Genomic DNA, 17,846 nt, shown 5'->3' with positions numbered 1-17,846 from the left:
ATATTTATTTTAATGGTAAATTTTTAATTTCAAGAACACGGATCATCGTAGGTTTAGCGGTTGCCACGCCCTCCCCATCAATCTGATAAACTTTTTGTGCAAAAACATGTAATTTCTCTTCTCGCTTCCAAAGTTCTAAATCGTAATTTGGCTCCCATTCTCCTACAGATTCTTTAGTTAAATCGATTACATTCCATGACTCTTTGCTACCAATTTTATTGTAAGCCATAGAAATTTTATTTCCTCTTTCGGCATCCCTAAAAAGAAGATAAAAAATTGGCTTATCTTGAGTTTCTTTCAGCAAAATTTCAGGTCTGGAAATTGGGATTTTCTTTGTTCCTCCTCCACCTAGCCGAAATGAAGAGTCTCTGAAGTTTGTATTTTCATGCTTCCATTTTCCTTCTTCAAGATAAATAATTTGATAATTTGTTTTATTATCTTCAGTCCAATAGGTTACAATATAAGGATTTCCATTTTTATCTGCAGTCATCGATGTTTGATTGATCAATTCACTTTTCTGCGGAATTTTCCAGGCATATTCTGCAGATGATGCGGTAATTGGTAAATTGTATTTTTTTCCATTAGAACGTTCCCAAGTTTTACCACCATCTTTAGATCTCGCATATGCCATATCATGATTGGTAGAAACATCCCAACTCTCTCGCCACACCCAAGATAAATGAATTGTCCCTTGTGAATCTACACAAGCCTGCCAATAGGCATTACGTTCTCCTTCGCCATCGATTAAATTATCTTGTAGATCTTCCCATTGCTGATTTTCGATATTATACAATTTGGAAACTAACTTTCCTTTTCCAGACTGGCCTGATCGATATAGAAAAAAAAGATTTCCGTTTTTAAGATTGTAAAATTGAGGATAAGAAAGTTTATTTTCATCCTTACCTGTCATATTTTGTTTGTCTCCCAACTGCGTACTTAAAGCAGCTATACCCATTGCATAGTTCAACGGATTATCATGATGGTCCCAGCTAGCGTGGAGTTTATTATTACCATCTAAGGCGATGCTAATTGCGTTATGAGCATCTTTTGTGTTTCCGGTAAAATCACTATTAGCTAAATCGAAATTTGATGAATTCAGCTTCCTTTTAGCGATAATCATTTTTCCGTTTTCATCATAATAAGCTAAAAACTGATGCGTGGAATCAGAAGTAATTGCATTCTTACGGAAAATCACAGTATTTATTGAGTTGTTTGCCCAACCCTCGCCTACTTCTACAACCGTACTACTAATTGAAGAACAAGAAGCCAAAAGAATTATAGAAAGGATATAAAAAATGATGTTTTTCAACATTTAGTAAGACTGTATTTGCGGTACAATATTTCTTTTTTTATAAGATTTTATATGGCATAAAATGACTTTTTAAGAGGGGCAAATGATTCAAATATGAATTACAACCTATTATATCAAGAAAATTATGGTATAATATAAAAAAGTAGAGAATAAAAGATTTAATAACTTAAATTCTCTACTTAAGATTAACAAAGATAAATTGCCTATATCAATAAATTATTATATCAATCAACATTATCCTCATCTTCAACGGCACTTTCCCAACTATCCCAAACTTTCACACTTGAATCGTAGCCATCGTAACCATAGTTTTGACTCAATTGTCCTTTTGTATTGGCTGTTATAGCACTATTGGGTATTGGCCAGTATACATTTCTCTTATCCATAGTATAATAAAGTGTATTATTAGGTACTACTATTCCCTCCGGATACTTATTATATAGTGTATAATGGATTATTCTCTGATACCAGTAACTTCCCCCAGATTCATCTGTTCCAGACTGCTGATCCCAAGTATCCAGACTATAGGTATTTCCCCATTCATCTGGCATTCCACTCATGGCTAAGCAGTGTGAAATTCGGGTTAATTCTACATTTCTCCATTCTTCCAAATATAGTTCTCTCCCCCTTTCAGCACAAATATCTCCGATTGTTACATCAGTATACAACTGAGAAGCATTGGCTCTTTCTCTAATAGTATTAACATCTTGTGTAGCACCAGCTATATTTCCTTGATAAAATCTTGCTTCTGCTCGCAATAAATAAGTTTCTGCTAATCTATAAAGATACCAGTGAGCGGAACTTCCCGTTGAAGCACCGTAAAAGCTATTTGAATTTGGGTTACTTTCATTAACTACATCATGTAAGTATATTTTATATAGCGGAAAATCAAACCAATCACGAATCGTATCTCTAGTTAATAAATTACCACTCTCGCTGTACATTCTGAAATTCTCTCCATAATCTTCTGAAGAAGGATCACTATATTCCAAATCCTCCATATTAACCCAATTTCCTACCTGACTATTATGCCTCAAATCTTGCTCATCTTCAACTCCATTAACTACCCACATCGGTTCTTGCGAATAATAAGATGCACTAATTGTGGCTATTCCACGACCAAAAGCTCGTGTGTAGTCATAATTTGGATCATAATTTGAATTATTCAAAGAAAATCTATCGGCAGCTCTTTTGCCATCGCTAGGAGTAATGATATTTGCTGAATTCCAAAATGGACCGAAAATACGCATAGAATTAAACGGAACAAATGATTGTGCACCTCCATTAGGAATAATCATTATGGCTTCAGTATTTGCTGAAGTTACTTTGTTTTCAGGTCTATGTAGATCCCAAACAACATTTCTGGTAATCTCCCAAGTGTTTGCATTTCCTCCTTCATCAAAAGTTCCAAAAGAACTTTGCATAAGCGCATAACCAGATTCATTAATTAAAATATCTGCTTGCTCTTCAGCCTCTGCAAAGCGGCCTGATGCTAGATAGCATTTTATCAAAAGTTGCCTACAAGCAGCCTTATTTACCTGCCCTAAATAATTTAAACTCGATTGTTCTGGCACCCATTCTACTGCTTTTTCCATATCTGAAGTAATCATCTCTATGATTTCTTCCTTTTTAGTGGAATAATAATTTTGTTTCGGAACCTCCAGTATTTTAGTAATCAAAGGAATATCACCGAACTGATAAACTAAATTAAGGTATCTATAAGCTCTATGAAAATAAGCTTGTCCTCGGTATTTATTTTTCACTTCTTCGCTTAATCCATCTACTTCATCGATATAGGTTAAAACTGTATTCGCATATTTAATTCCATTGTAACCTTCATCCCAGTAATAACCAAGATAAATCCAATCGGTAGTAGCCGTTGAAAAACCTCCAGTTGGTACAATAGTATTTGCATAATCTGCAGCTGTAGGGCTATTATCTGTTTTACCGTATTTTGCCATATCCGAGAATACATATTCTGTCCCAATTGGCACACTATTGGACGCATATTCATAGTGAATCCAGTACCCTCTAAGTGATTTGTCCGCCATTGCAATTGTTGCTTCTAAACCAGATTCTGTTGAAAAAGTAGCTTCTGGTTCATAAAAGGATAACGGATCTGGTTCAAGAAAGTCTTCAGAGCATGATGTAATCATCATAGTCGCTAGAACTAAAGCTGCAACCTTCGCAATCTTATTTTTATTGAATTTTTTCATCATTATAGCTTTTCTTAAAGGGTTAAATTCATACCAAAATTGAACATACGTGTAGCCAGTCCTCCTGTTTCAGGATCTCCAAAGTATTCCCAATCAGCAGCCCAGGTAGCTACATTTCTAATCGAAGCAGAAAATTTTACTCGTTGGACATTCCATTTCTGAGTAATTTCAGTAGGCAGAGTATAGGCAAGTGAAATATGATCTAATCTTATAAAATTACGATTGTATAATTTTGGTGCACTTGCACCGGCAGGAGCTATAGCATCTAAGCGTGCCCAATCGTTAGTTGGATTATCTACCGTCCAATAGGGATTTACAAATGGATTGTAATTATTGGTATATAAACTCCCTGAGTTATAATTATTCATAAAACGACCACTCACAGATTTATGGCCCATGTATGAGTACATGTTTATGGCCAGTTCCCAATTTTTATAGCTAAAATCATTACGGAGTGACCAGTTTACTGGTGGTGCTGTTTGTCCCAAAAATACCTTATCATTGTCGTTATAGACCGGTGTTCCATCTTCTTTATCATCCTCAGTGTAGTTATTGGCTATTTTTGGATCTCCAGGTCGCTGACCATACCTTGCAGCTTCTTCCCATTCATCTTTTTGCCAAATTCCTGTTACTTCATAATCCCAAATTGTGGAAATTGGTTTTCCAATAAACCAACCATTTGATAGATCATCTGCCTCTTTTCTTCCAATCACATTTCCATTGGCATCAATAATATCCTCCATATTTCCATAAAGAGAATTGATCTTATTCTTATTATAAGAGAGTGCGAAACTAGTTCTCCATTCGAAATCTGAGTTCCTTATATTTACAGAGTTTACACTAATTTCCAGGCCTCTATTTTGAACTTCACCAAGATTTGTTGTAATAGATCCAAATCCAGAAAATCCTGGTAATCGCTGCCCCATAATCATATCATTTGTTATCGTGTGATACACATCGATAGAACCATAAATTCGCTGATCTAAAAAGCCATAATCCAAACCAATATTCGTAGAAGTCGTTTTTTCCCATCGTAAATTTGGATTAGCCATTCTATCTATACCCAAGTATTTTACGTCTACAATCTCTCCAGAAGAATCTATGTAACCCATTGTAGCTCCTGAACCAGAACCTAAATTGGCCAAACTAACATAAGGATCTGAAAGTGATCTATTACCATTCTTCCCCCAAGAAACGCGTAATTTTCCAGTGCTCATAGCATCCCATTTAAACCAGCTTTCATTAGTGAAATTCCATGCCACAGAAACAGAAGGAAATGTTGCATAAGGATTAGAAGCTCCAAAGGCCGAATACCCATCTCTTCGAACAGTCCCTGTAATTAAATACAAATCATCGTAAGAATAAAATAACCTTCCCATTAATGCATCAGCAGTTTGGTGAGAATCGTTAGTTGAAAAACCGCTATTATCTAATGTTGCATTCGAGGTATTATGAAAACCTAAAGCATCAGAGGGCTGTATGTTACGAGCATCAATATTATCTGACCAATACTTACGTTCTTCCGCTTCCTGAACAAAAGTAGCTATTATATGATGTTTATCATTTATATGATAGTCCCATGTAATATTGTTATTGAGATTATAGTCAAAATTCTTACTATGGTCTCTATCTACACCTATATTGGCTGCATTCCAGCCGGCATGTTCTGATGACTGAAAATAGCGATTATAATAGAATTGGTATCTAGGTGAAATATTAAAAGAATAAGTAATACCGAATGGCAGCGTAACTTTTGTATTGAAGATAGCATTTAATACAGTAACACCTCGCTCTAATTCCATAAATTGGCGGTCATAATAAAAATTATATCCTCCTATATCTTCACCCATTGGTTGCCTTTCATATTCCCCCATTTCATTTCTAAAATTTCCAAAAGGACTAATTCTAAGCATATTCGAATCCCAATAATTAGTACCCGTACCTACAGTAATATCTCCATCTGTACGATCTTGAAAATTAACATTAGCACCAATTTCTAGCCAATCCGTAATTTGTCCGTTAATCTTCATATTAGCACGAAAAGTGGAATAGTCATTCCCTTTTACAGCACCTTCAGCACTTAGATAACCCATAGATAAATAATAATTTGCTTTATCACCTGCTCCAGAAATACTGGCATTTAAATCTTTATTTATCCCTGTTCTAAACGTACTATCATACCAATCATGCGTTTTTCCATCGATAAAATTATTTAGTAATACCCCCTCTTTTATTCCTAAACGACGTCCCCAAACCTCATTTAAGCTTCTACCTTCAGTTTCAGATATATCTTGATAAGCTAACCACTCGTTTTGTGTTATACCATAATCACTTAATCGATTAGGATTCGAAAAATACCCCAACTGACCCGGTCTATTATTTACATATGCTTCGTATTGACCTGTCTCTTCATTCACCCCGTAAGTTTTTGCAGTTTCCCAATCTTCTCTATATTTGGTATAACCATCTGGGCTATATACTTCGCGATAAGCACTTTTTCTATTGATTGTAATATCAGAATTAATATTTACTACCGGCTTACCCTTTTTTCCCTTTTTTGTAGTTATAATTATAACACCAGCCGAAGCTTTTGATCCATAAACCGCTGTTGATGATGCATCTTTTAAAATATCTATTTGATCTATATTATCAGGATTTATTTCTGACAATTCACCATAAAACTGCATACCATCAAGAATAATTAATGGTGAGTTGTGGCCTCCTTCAGTATATACTGATGTCTGACCACGCACTTGTAAAGATCCTCCTCCCTTGGCATCTGCTGAATAGCCAACTTTTAATCCGGGTACACCACGCAAAACATCTTGAACTGTCTGAGGGTTTTGATTTTCGAAATCATCTGGTTTCACCTGAACAACAGATCCTGTTAAATCCTTCTTTTTTATTTTTCCATAACCAATAACAACAACTTCTTCAAGTTGGTCTGTATCTGTTACCATAGATACTTCTAAAAAAGCCTTATCTCCTACACTAACTTCTTTACTTTCAAAACCCATGAAAGAAAACATTAAAATGTCTTTGGGATTAGCACGAATAGAAAAAAATCCATCGAAATCGGTCACTGTTCCTCTAGAAGTGTTTTTAATACTCACTGTTACACTAGGTATAGGAACTCCTTCCTCATCTACTACTTTCCCTTCTATATTCTTCTCTTGGGATTGCATAGCAAAACTCAATAAAAATAAAAGCGAAAATGAAAAAGCGAAAACATAAAAATTATAATAGTTGTTTTTCATATTGATTATTAAATGTTAGACATAAAATTAGGATCGAATCCTTATATTTTTTATTTATGTAATAAATACGTTTATTTTAAAATCTTTAAATATTTTTAAGATTTCATATTATTTTAATAGAAAAAAGAGCAGATTAATTGATTTTAATTTTCCCTATCATTTAGACAAAATTCCTATTAATTTTGCAATCGATTGGAGGGTATACTGATAGATTTAGGGCTATAAATGGATCAAAATCCAATTAAATGAAATTTTAAATGAAAATTTTACTAAGTGAAAAATTAGAGATCATGCCTTTAAATTTTATAAAAACATTAAGATTTTTAGGTATTTTTATTTTAACGTCCTTAAACTTAATTGGGCAAAATCAGAAGCATTTAATTCATAAAAACAATCTCAAATTCTACCATTATGATACCTCCAACGGATTATCTAATAACATGGTAAGTTCTATTACTGAAGATGAATTTGGATTCATTTGGATAGGAACAAATTCTGGATTAAATAGATTTGATGGTAATGAATTTGAAAATTTTGACAAGGAAAATTCAGGACTAACGAATAACTATATTCAACAAATTGTTCCCTCTAAAAATGGAAATTTATATCTGGCAACAAACCACGGATTACACACCTACCGGATTGAAAAAAATCTATTTTCTCAAAATAGCATACATAACTCTCATTTGTCTGATGGAATTACAAGCATTCTTGAACTCCCAAATAATTTACTAGCAATAGGCGCTTATTCTTTTGGAGTTCATTTTATAAAAGACAATCGACAAATCCCTCTTACTTATCAAAATAAAAGAAAAAATATTTTACTTGAAAAGTATAGAATTTCGGCTTTAGCATTAAAAGATAAGAACACTATACTGGCAGGAACTTATAGTAATGGTATCTACTCGATCTCTATAAAAGACACAAGCGTAACAAAAATTAAAAAGCTATTTTCTGGTAGAATTAATGTTATTTATAAAGACTCAGAAAATCAACATTGGGTTGGTACAGATGAAGGATTACTACTTATAAAGAAAAACGACGAAGTTCTACATCTCACAACAAATAATAGCCCGCTTAACGATAGTGCGATTAGAAGTTTGGTTGAAGACGATGATGGTTTTTTATGGATAGGAACAAGTAACGGCGGCATTAATATTTTAGATCCCAGCTCCGTGTTTGCAGGAGCAGATAAAATTAAGGTTCAAAAATTCTTACCACATACCGATGATAGTAGTGTACATAATAGAAATATTCTAAGTCTATTTAAAGATTCCAATGGAAATATTTGGATTGGTACTGAAGCAGGATTGGATTTTGTAGATCCTAAAGGTGAAGTTATTCAATTATTCGATTACAAGCCAAATGATAATTCTCAAATTTCACATGATAGGGTTAAAGCTATTACCAAAGGAAATAATAACAACATCTGGATAGGTACAGATGGAGGTGGAATAGACAATTATGCTATAGCATCGAAAGAATTCTCTCATTTAAACATCAATTTACATAGTAACTTAATATTATCTCTTTTAGAAGATGATAATCGCAATTTATGGATAGGAACTTATAGATATGGGATCATTAAATACAATCTTAATACCGGAAAATCAAAAGTGTACTTAGACACCAAAGTTTCTGAAGGTAGTGATGTAAGAATAATTTTTGAAGACAGACAATCCAATATCTGGGTAGGCACCAACCGTGGCGGACTTTATAAGTATAATAAATTGAATAACTCTTTTAATTATATAGAAGAACTAGGTAAACTAGACATTCGCGATATTAAACAAAAAGATGAAAATGAAATATGGTTGGCTACTTACGGTAATGGAATAATAAACTACAATTTTGAAACCGGAAAACGAGTTGATTTTCATACTGCTAACACTAATTTCCCGATCAATATCATTTTTAGTTTTGAGTTTATAGACAAAAATACGCTATTGGTTGGAACGATGAACGAAGGTCTCTTAAAATTTGATATCAATACCAAAGCTATTGATCGATTTACCACTCACGACGGACTAAGCAATAATACCATAAATTCGATAACGCGTGATCTCTCGGGTAATTTTTGGATAGGAACAAATGATGGCATCAGCCTTTATAACACTACTTCAAATACCTTAAAAAACCTCAACAATTTTAATAATATTCAGGAAAGTGAATTTAATATTGGGGCCAGTCTGGTGACCGAGCACGGAGACCTTTTTATTGGAGGTAATAAAGGACTTAATATCTTCAATACCAAAAATTTATCCAATCCTGAAAAAGAAACATTTCCTACGGTTTTTAAGAATCTAGAAATCTATGGTAAACCTTTAACTGTTAATGAGTCTGCACAAACAGTGCTTGATAAAGCCATCTCCCTGGCAGATACTATTACTATTAATTATAATCAGGCTTTATTTTCCTTAGATTTTTCAGCATTAAAATATCCAAAATCATCGAATATTGAATACTCCTATATCCTAGAGGGTTATAACGACCACTGGATCAATATTAAAAATGCCAATCGAATAAACTTTAGCCAGTTACCACCTGGTGATTATAATTTAAAACTCAAAACAAACGATAATGATTACTTAGAATCTTCTAACCAACTACATATAAGCGTAGTCCCACCATTATGGAAAACACCGGCTGCTTATGTATTTTATCTATTTCTAGCTTCCTTTATAATATGGTTTAGTTTAAAATATTATACAGACCGTATTAAACTGAAACAGTCTTTAATATTTGAAAAAAGCCAGAGAGAATTAGAGCAAGAACTTAACGAAGAGCGTTTACGTTTTTACACAGGATTTTCTCACGAACTAAAAACACCGCTAACCATGATTCTTGCTCCGGTAGAAACCCTACTTACCGAGATAAGAAAAAAAGAACATAAAAACAGTCTAAGAATTATCGAAAAAAACGCAAAAACCTTATTGCGCCGTATTAATAAATTACTGGATTTTAGACAAACTGAAGAAGGCCTAAACAAACTACAAGTTAATAATTACGACTTAAAGTCATCCTTAAAACATTGGATTAAGATGTATGAGCCAATTGCCCCAAAAAAGGGAATTAAAATCATAACATCCTACAATAATGACAAGTCTACTATCTATTGTGATATAGAAAAAATCCAGATCGTTTTCAATAATATTATGTCTAACGCCATAAAATACACTCCTACTGGGGGAAGTATCAAGATAAAACTTAAAGAAAAGAATAATGGATTTCAATTTTCAGTAAAAGATACCGGAACCGGAATTCCACCAAAAACCCTTCCCCATATATTTGATTGGTATTACCATTCAGATGAAAAAATAAAAAAAGAAGGTAGTGGTATTGGGCTGGCTTTATCTAAAAGATTTATTGAAATACATGGTGGAAAAATAAGCGTTAAAAGCAAGGAGAATAAATACACAAAGTTCAAGGTTTATCTACCGATCACAAATGAAAAGGAATACGAAAATGATATAAGCGATAAAGAAAGCTTTTCAGAAATTGAACGTTTTACTAAAGAACTGCTTAACGAAAATAAACAATTAGAAAACAGAGCGCTATTAAATCCAGATTCTAGCCGTGAGCTTCTATTATTAATTGATGATAACCCCGATATTCATCATTATTTATCTTCAATTTTAAAAGAAAAGTATGATTTATTACATGCGCTGAATGGCCAGGAAGGCATCAACATGGCAAAAAAGCACGTTCCAGATCTTATTGTTTCAGATATTATGATGCCAGAAAAAAGCGGTATCGATTTAACCAATACCTTAAAAACTAACAAAGAAACTACTCATATTCCTATAATTTTATTGTCGGCTAAAGATACTAAAGAATCTATATTAAGCGGTTATACGGAAGGTGCAGACGATTATATCACCAAGCCATTTAGCACCGCAATTCTTCAAGCAAGGATTAAAAATCTTTTGAATAAAAAAATCAGCTTACAAAAAAGTCTTCAGCAAAATGAGGATTCTGAGATATCAAAGAGCGATACCGAATGTAAACAAATTAAAATTGAAAAGGAATTCCTCAAAAAGTTTGAAAAAACCGTCCATGATAATATTCAGATCCAAGGTAAAATGGTAGAGTTAATTTCCAAAGAAATGGGGATGAGCCGAGCTTCTTTATATCGAAAAATCAAAGCACTTACCGGTAAAAGTATAAATGAATATATTCGTGATATAAAACTCGAAAAATCCTTAAATCTAATAGAAAAAGAGGGATTCAATATATCCACGGCCGCTTTCGAAGTTGGTTTCAATAATATGAAATACTATAGAAAAATTTTCAAAGAAAAATTTGGTAAATTACCGTCAGAATTTTCATTGAAAAAAGATCTTACCTAAACCACAAACCTTAACCACAATAATTATGAAAAGCATTTTCACCACTTCTTTACTTGGTCTTCTATTGTTCACCGGATGCCAATCTGAAAAAGAACAGGAAACTACTGTATCTTTGAATGTAGTTAACGATCTTGATTTTGCAAGAACTGAAATTGTTAGTTTTGACGCTTCAAAAATACTTTCAAAATTTGAAAAGGCTTCCTTAGATCATATCCATATTAAAGATTCTTCGGGACAAACTTTAAGACATCAATGGATAGATTATAACGACGATGGTACACCTGAAGAATTTTTGTTTCAGGCGGAAGTTGCAGCAAATGCTTCAGCAAAATATAAGCTTGTAAATGATAGCACAAGCACAGCTCCACAGAAAGACGCGGTAGCGTATTCTAGATTTGTTCCTGAAAGAACCGATGATTATGCTTGGGAAAACGACAAAGTAGCCTTTAGAACTTATGGTCCAACAGGGCAAAAAGAAGCTTTAGAAGGCGTTCCAGGCAGCACCCTTTCCAGCGGAATAGATATTTGGCTAAAACGTACAAAAAAACCGGTTATTAATAAGTGGTATGCTGAACATGTTAAAAATCCCGGTTATTACCACATTGATCATGGTGAAGGCTACGATCCTTACCATGTGGGTAAAAGCCGAGGTCTAGGTGGTATTGGTGTTTTTGAAAATGATAGCCTTTATGTATCCCAGAATTTTATGGAATACAAAACCATCGCCAGTGGACCGCTAAAAACAGTTTTTGAATTAACATATGATCCCTGGGGACCCTACAATGCAAAAGAAACTAAGAGGATTAGCCTGGCTTTAGGATCCAATTTCGCTAAATTTGAAATCGATTTAAAGGCAGACGATAGCATACCAAATTACGCTACCGGTATTACGCTGCATAACAACGAGGGTGAATACCAAATTAATAAAGAAGAAGGTTGGATTATGCATTGGGAAAAAATCGATGACGCCAATGTAGGTGAAGGGATTTTAATGGAACCTGCAGCGATAGATTCTGCATTTGCTTTCAAAAGTAAAATTCCAGATCAAAGTAATTTATTAATAACTACGCAACCAAAAGAAACTTTCACCTACTATGCAGGTTTTGCCTGGGAAAAAAGCGGTGATGTAGGGAGTAAACAAGAATGGATTAAAATGTTAGATAAACAAGCCAAAATCATAGCTTCACCTTTAGAGATTACCGTAGAATAAAAACATATTTTTTTCTAAGTTTTAAGATGAAATGCAAAAACTTTAAAATTTAGTTATAAGAATAATCCTCGTTGAAAACTTATTTTGCTGAAAAAAGGCATGAATAATACTACGTCAGAAATTCTTGAAATCACTAATGATAAAATTGAAGTAAAAGCATACGAAAATATCACTTTTGCACAGCCTTTAATACATTTAACAGATAGATCCATAAATCTGAAAATGGACATTTTAAAACCACAGATAGATAAAAAACTACCTGTGGTTTTATTTATTCCGGGTGGAGGTTTTTTACGCTCCAACAAAGCAAGTTTTATACAACAACGTTTGGCCTTAGCCGAAAAAGGTTATTTAGTAGCCAGTATGGAATATAGAACTGTTCCTAACGGAAAATTCCCTGATGCTCTGGTAGATGTAAAAAGCGCTATTCGTTTTTTAAAAGCTAATGCTGAAAAGTATGGTCTCTCAAGAAATAATATAGCTGTGATGGGGGATTCAGCCGGTGGTTATCTTGCGGCTTTAGCCGGAACTACTAATAATCATACCAGCTTTGATATAGGTGATTTCCTAGAAGAGAATAGTAATGTAAATGCGGTAATCGATTTGTATGGTGTATCGAATTTGGGTGAAATTGCTAAAGATTTTTCAGAAGAAACCAAGGAAAAACACCAATCTCTGGCTTCTTCCGAATATTTATTCCTAAATGGAACTCCACCATTTGATGAAGTTGAAAAAGATTTAAACAAATCGATCGCAAAAAGTGATCCAGCTACATATATCTCGGCAGATACACCTCCATTTTTACTTATGCATGGCGATAAGGATCAATTAGTATCTCCTAGCCAAACCGAGTATTTGTACGATGCTTTACAAGATGCAGGTATCGATGCTAAAAGATATGTTGTTAAAAATGCAGAACATGGAGGAGCATATTGGGTGCAACCTCAAATTATAAATATTATGACCAGTTTTTTAAACGAACATCTTACCTGAATAAAAGCTAGGCGATCCAAGCTTTTTGATTTTTGAAAGACTTTGCGAATTATTAGGCTCCCATTAACGTTAACACTAATTTTCGAGAACCTCCATGATTTCTATGTTCGCATAAATAAATCCCCTGCCAGGTTCCTAAATTTAGTTTGCCGTTGGTTACTGGGATTTGCACCGATGTTCCCATAAGTGAAGCTTTAATATGGGCAGGCATATCGTCTGAACCTTCAAAAGTATGTTTATAATATGGCTGATCTTCTGGAACCATTTTATTAATATGGCTTTCAAAATCATCTCTTACCGTAGGATCGGCATTTTCATTAATAGTTAATCCTGCGGAAGTATGTTTTATAAATACCTGAAAAATTCCTTGCTGAATTTCACCAATCTCAGGAAACTGATCTACAATTTCTCTAGTTACTAAATGAAATCCTCTAGATCTCGCTTTTAATGATATTTGTTTCTGAAATGTTTTCATATTTTTTTCTAATAAAATAAGCAGAAATATATACTATATCCACTTAAGTTTTCTTCTTTTTCTTTTTAGCGGCAGGAAATAAAACATTATTCAATATTAAACGATAGCCCGGTGAATTTGGATGTAATTCCAGTTCTGTTTTTGGATCTCCTACTCTATGCTGGTAATCTTCTGGATCGTGCCCACCATAAAAGGTAAAAAATCCTTTGCCCTTAACTCCGTGAATATATCTGGCTTCACCGTTTACTTTATTCTCTCCCATTACCAAAACATTCGCTTTTATATTTTCAGGATTAAAAGCGGTAGTTTGCCCCATAAATCCTTTAACCAATCTTGTATGATTTTGAGTTAGCATGGTAGGAATCACGTCCCATTTTGCCGAATAATCCATTAAAGTGAAATAATCCTTCTCTGTCGGAACTGCTCTTTTAGACGTCATATCTATAGAAGAGAACTCGTAAACCATTGGATCTCTTTCTAAAATAAAATCTGTAAATGCAAAAGCATTGGTATAGTCTAATTTTGACTGATAGCCGGGATCACTGGGATCGCCATCAAACATAGGTTCAGCAATATCTGTATTTTCCGCAGCTAAGGCGATATCAAAACTATCTGTGGCACTGCACATCGCGAACATAAATCCACCCCCAACTACATAATCTCTAATTTTTAAAGCAACAGCTAATTTTTCTTCTGAAACTTTTTTGTACCCCAGGTTTGCTGCTAATGCTTCAGCGTTTTTTTTATCTTCAATATACCAGGGAGTAGTTCGATAAGCTCTATAAAATTTCCCATACTGCCCGGTAAAATCTTCGTGGTGCAAATGCAACCAATCATACAAAACAAGCGCATCGCTTAGAACTTCGGTATCATATATAGTTTCATACGGAATTTCAGCATATGTAAGGGCCATCGTTACTGCATCGTCCCAGGGTTTATTTCCCTTTGGTGAGTACACAGCAATTTTAGGTGCTTTTTCTAAAATTACGCTTTCCATATTTTTAGAAGGACTCGAAATTTCATCCAAAATGGCCTGTGCATCATTATCGGTTAAAATTTCAAAAGAAACGCCTCTAATTTTACATTCTCGCTTTAAGCTTTCTTCAGCATCAAAAAGAAAAGAACCTCCTCTATAATTTAATAACCACTGCGCGCTAATTTGATTTTCTAAAGCAAAGTAGGTAATGCCGTAAGCTTTTAAATGATTTCCCTGAGCTTCGGGATCCATAGGTACTAAAATCTTATTGGCAAAACCTGTAATTCCTAAAAAGAAAAAGACAGTAAAAAGCATAAAAGCTTTAAACTGTCTTTGGTTATTTTTTATCGTAATTCTAAATTTAGAACGGAACGTCGCTATCATCATCCTGATTAAAATCATTCATCGAACTTCCAAATGCTTCATCGGCGCTTGGACTTGGAAGATTTGCACTTCCAAACTCGTTATTATCATCACCATCGTTCATCTTAGAATGAAATTCGAATGGAGAATCAAAGTCTTCTAAGTTATCAAATTTACCTAGATGACCAATAAATTTAAGTCGGATATTTTCTAAACCACCATTACGGTGTTTTGCCACGATAAATTCTCCTTGTCCTTCTGTTGGAGAACGTTCTTCGTCATCCCACTCTTCAATTTTATAATATTCTGGACGATAAATGAACGAAACAATATCGGCATCCTGCTCGATCGCTCCAGATTCCCTAAGATCTGAAAGTAATGGTCTTTTACTACCTCCACGAGTTTCTACCGCACGCGATAGCTGAGAAAGTGCAATTACCGGAACGCTCAATTCTTTTGCCAGGGCTTTAAGGTTTCGCGAAATGGTAGAAATTTCCTGTTCACGGTTTCCTCCTTTTTGCGTTCCACCGGCTGTCATTAACTGCAAATAATCGATCACTATCAATTTAATCCCAAATTGAGAAGCTAATCGACGGGCTTTTGCTCTTAAATCGAAAATCGATAAAGATGGAGTATCATCTATAAAAAGTGGTGCTTTTTCAAGATCTTTCACTTTTACATTTAACTGCTCCCACTCGTGTTTTTCAAGATTCCCAGTTCTTAATTTTTCTGAAGAAAGTCCTGTTTCCGAAGAAATTAAACGAGTAATTAACTGTACTGAGGACATCTCTAGAGAGAAGAAAGCCACTGGAATTCCTTGTCCTACAGCAATATTTCTTGCCATAGACAAGGTTAGTGCCGTTTTCCCCATACCGGGACGCGCTGCAACAATAATTAAATCTGAAGGTTGCCATCCCGAAGTTAATTCGTCTAATTTATCGAACCCTGAAGGTACACCACTTAATCCTTCTTTATTAGAAATCTCTTGAATTCGTGCTTTTGCCTGAATAACTAAGCTTTGTGCAGATTCGGTAGATTTTTTAATATTTCCCTGAGTTACCTCGTATAATTTTGCTTCAGCTGAATCTAAAAGATCGAAAACATCAACACTTTCGTCATAAGCTTCTTCGATGATTTCCGAAGATATTTTTATTAAACTACGCTGTATGTATTTCTGAAGAATAATACGAGCGTGAAACTCGATATGCGCTGAAGATGATACTCTTTGTGTAAGCTGAATCAAATAATAATCCCCGCCAGCTTTTTCAAAATTTCCGTCTTTCTTAAGTTGATTAGAAACGGTTAATAAGTCGATCGCCTCGGTATTTTCAAAAAGTTTGAAAATAGCCTCATAAATCAGTTTATGCGAATTTTTATAAAACGCATCGGGATGTAAAATATCAATGATCTCATCTACACCTTTCTTATCGATCATCATAGCACCAAGCACAACCTCCTCTAAATCAACCGCCTGAGGAGGAATCTTTCCTTTTTCCAGGCTAATGACATTAGCATTTTGATTATTGTATCCTTTAGATGTTGCGATTTTTTCCATAGCACGAAAGTAACCAATTTGTTAACTAGACCTTAAGAAATTAGAAATTTCTAGTTCACTAGTAATGAACAATATGGTTGTTGAAAACTTTATTTTTTTGTTGATAAGGCCAAAAAAATCCGAAACTTTTGTTTCGGATTCTTCTAATATCCTATGATAATGAATGGGTTAGTCTTTGTAAACTCCCATGTCCAAATATTTATCCATTCTTGTACTTATCAAATCTTCCTTTGATAAGTTTTTAAGTTCTTCAAAAGCATCTAAAATAGATTTTTCAACTTCTTTAAAAGCACCTTCACGATCGCTATGCGCTCCTCCTAATGGCTCTTTTACAATCTCGTCAATAAGCTTTTGCTTTTTCATGTCTTCCGCAGTAAGTTTTAATGCTTCTGCAGCTGTTTCTTTATATTCCCAGCTTCGCCATAAGATTGAAGAACAAGATTCTGGTGAGATTACAGAATACCAGGTGTTTTCTAACATTAAAACCTTATTACCAACACCAATTCCTAAAGCTCCTCCACTGGCACCTTCACCAATAATTACAACAATAATTGGTACACTAAGGCGTGTCATCTCCATAATATTGCGAGCGATAGCTTCACCTTGTCCTCTTTCTTCAGCTTCCAAACCAGGATAAGCCCCCGGAGTATCAACGAAACATACTACAGGTAAATTGAATTTTTCTGCAGATCTCATAAGACGTAAAGCCTTACGATAGCCTTCTGGATTTGCCATCCCGAAATTTCGATATTGCCTAGTTTTGGTATTGAATCCTTTTTGCTGACCAACAAACATAAAACTTTGATCACCAATTTTACCAAGGCCACCAATCATTGCTTTATCGTCTTTTACACTTCTATCCCCGTGTAATTCTAAAAAAGTATCACCACAGATCGCATTTATATAATCCAGCGTGTAGGGACGATTAGGATGTCGTGACAATTGTACACGTTGCCAGGCGGTAAGATTTTTATAAATCTCCTTCTTCTTTTCCTTTAATTTTTTCTCGATTTGCTTGCATGTAGCAGTCACATCAACTTCACTTTCTTCGCCAATATTGCAGGCGCGATCGTACTGCTCTTCAAGTTCTTTAATCGGTAATTCAAAGTCTAAATATTCCATAAGTACCTATGGTTGTTT

General features: G+C 34.3%; 10 protein-coding genes. 3 read left to right on the top strand and 7 right to left on the bottom strand.

The window, feature by feature from the left end; genetic code table 11:
- Nucleotides 1–4 precede the first annotated feature (4 nt).
- The 3 genes from PBT91_RS04275 to PBT91_RS04265 form a co-directional block, all read right to left on the bottom strand.
- Nucleotides 5–1,312, bottom strand: a complete 1,308-nt coding sequence (locus PBT91_RS04275; RefSeq protein WP_270060549.1) for a BNR repeat-containing protein — start codon at nt 1,310–1,312, stop codon at nt 5–7.
- Between the two features lie 224 nt (nt 1,313–1,536).
- The gene (locus tag PBT91_RS04270) at nt 1,537–3,531 is read right to left on the bottom strand and encodes a RagB/SusD family nutrient uptake outer membrane protein (RefSeq protein WP_270060548.1); all 1,995 of its coding nucleotides are present in this window, start codon (nt 3,529–3,531) and stop codon (nt 1,537–1,539) included.
- 11 nt (nt 3,532–3,542) lie between these two features.
- Nucleotides 3,543–6,785, bottom strand: coding sequence for a SusC/RagA family TonB-linked outer membrane protein (locus PBT91_RS04265; RefSeq protein WP_270060547.1), 3,243 nt, complete (start codon nt 6,783–6,785; stop codon nt 3,543–3,545).
- A gap of 257 nt (nt 6,786–7,042) precedes the next feature.
- Here PBT91_RS04265 and PBT91_RS04260 point away from each other — a divergent pair, with 257 nt between their 5' ends.
- From PBT91_RS04260 to PBT91_RS04250, 3 genes are all read left to right on the top strand, one after another.
- A complete protein-coding gene (locus PBT91_RS04260; protein WP_270060546.1) occupies nt 7,043–11,134 on the top strand; it encodes a hybrid sensor histidine kinase/response regulator transcription factor in 4,092 nt (1,363 codons plus the stop codon).
- 25 nt (nt 11,135–11,159) lie between these two features.
- Nucleotides 11,160–12,344: a DUF4861 domain-containing protein gene (locus tag PBT91_RS04255; RefSeq protein ID WP_270060545.1), complete on the top strand. Its 1,185-nt coding sequence runs from the start codon at nt 11,160–11,162 to the stop codon at nt 12,342–12,344.
- Between the two features lie 99 nt (nt 12,345–12,443).
- Complete coding sequence (locus PBT91_RS04250) at nt 12,444–13,337, top strand: alpha/beta hydrolase (RefSeq protein WP_270060544.1); 894 nt, start codon at nt 12,444–12,446, stop codon at nt 13,335–13,337.
- A 52-nt stretch (nt 13,338–13,389) separates the two neighbouring features.
- Here PBT91_RS04250 and PBT91_RS04245 read toward each other — a convergent pair whose 3' ends face one another.
- The 4 genes from PBT91_RS04245 to PBT91_RS04230 all read right to left on the bottom strand — a co-directional run bounded on the left by PBT91_RS04245 (nt 13,390) and on the right by PBT91_RS04230 (nt 17,828).
- Nucleotides 13,390–13,812: a secondary thiamine-phosphate synthase enzyme YjbQ gene (locus PBT91_RS04245; protein WP_270060543.1), complete on the bottom strand. Its 423-nt coding sequence runs from the start codon at nt 13,810–13,812 to the stop codon at nt 13,390–13,392.
- A gap of 43 nt (nt 13,813–13,855) precedes the next feature.
- A complete protein-coding gene (locus PBT91_RS04240; RefSeq protein WP_270060542.1) occupies nt 13,856–15,103 on the bottom strand; it encodes an asparagine synthetase B in 1,248 nt (415 codons plus the stop codon).
- 46 nt (nt 15,104–15,149) lie between these two features.
- On the bottom strand, nt 15,150–16,706 hold the full coding sequence (gene dnaB, locus PBT91_RS04235; protein WP_270060541.1) for a replicative DNA helicase: 1,557 nt from the start codon (nt 16,704–16,706) through the stop codon (nt 15,150–15,152).
- A gap of 168 nt (nt 16,707–16,874) precedes the next feature.
- Complete coding sequence (locus tag PBT91_RS04230; protein WP_270060540.1) at nt 16,875–17,828, bottom strand: acetyl-CoA carboxylase carboxyltransferase subunit alpha; 954 nt, start codon at nt 17,826–17,828, stop codon at nt 16,875–16,877.
- Between the last annotated feature and the right edge of the window lie 18 nt (nt 17,829–17,846).

Origin of the sequence: Zunongwangia sp. HGR-M22, assembly GCF_027594425.1 — a bacterium.
Taxonomy (GTDB): domain Bacteria; phylum Bacteroidota; class Bacteroidia; order Flavobacteriales; family Flavobacteriaceae; genus Zunongwangia.
This window is presented reverse-complemented; position numbering and strand designations above follow the sequence as displayed.

Excerpts from the sequence above, each read along its gene's own strand:
- PBT91_RS04275 (WP_270060549.1), bottom strand. The coding sequence starts at position 1,312 with ATGTTGAAAAACATCATTTTTTATATCCTTTCTATAATTCTTTTGGCT.
- PBT91_RS04270 (WP_270060548.1), bottom strand. The coding sequence starts at position 3,531 with ATGATGAAAAAATTCAATAAAAATAAGATTGCGAAGGTTGCAGCTTTA.
- PBT91_RS04265 (WP_270060547.1), bottom strand. The coding sequence starts at position 6,785 with ATGAAAAACAACTATTATAATTTTTATGTTTTCGCTTTTTCATTTTCG.
- PBT91_RS04260 (WP_270060546.1), top strand. The coding sequence starts at position 7,043 with ATGAAAATTTTACTAAGTGAAAAATTAGAGATCATGCCTTTAAATTTT.
- PBT91_RS04255 (WP_270060545.1), top strand. The coding sequence starts at position 11,160 with ATGAAAAGCATTTTCACCACTTCTTTACTTGGTCTTCTATTGTTCACC.
- PBT91_RS04250 (WP_270060544.1), top strand. The coding sequence starts at position 12,444 with ATGAATAATACTACGTCAGAAATTCTTGAAATCACTAATGATAAAATT.
- PBT91_RS04245 (WP_270060543.1), bottom strand. The coding sequence starts at position 13,812 with ATGAAAACATTTCAGAAACAAATATCATTAAAAGCGAGATCTAGAGGA.
- PBT91_RS04240 (WP_270060542.1), bottom strand. The coding sequence starts at position 15,103 with ATGCTTTTTACTGTCTTTTTCTTTTTAGGAATTACAGGTTTTGCCAAT.
- dnaB (WP_270060541.1), bottom strand. The coding sequence starts at position 16,706 with ATGGAAAAAATCGCAACATCTAAAGGATACAATAATCAAAATGCTAAT.
- PBT91_RS04230 (WP_270060540.1), bottom strand. The coding sequence starts at position 17,828 with ATGGAATATTTAGACTTTGAATTACCGATTAAAGAACTTGAAGAGCAG.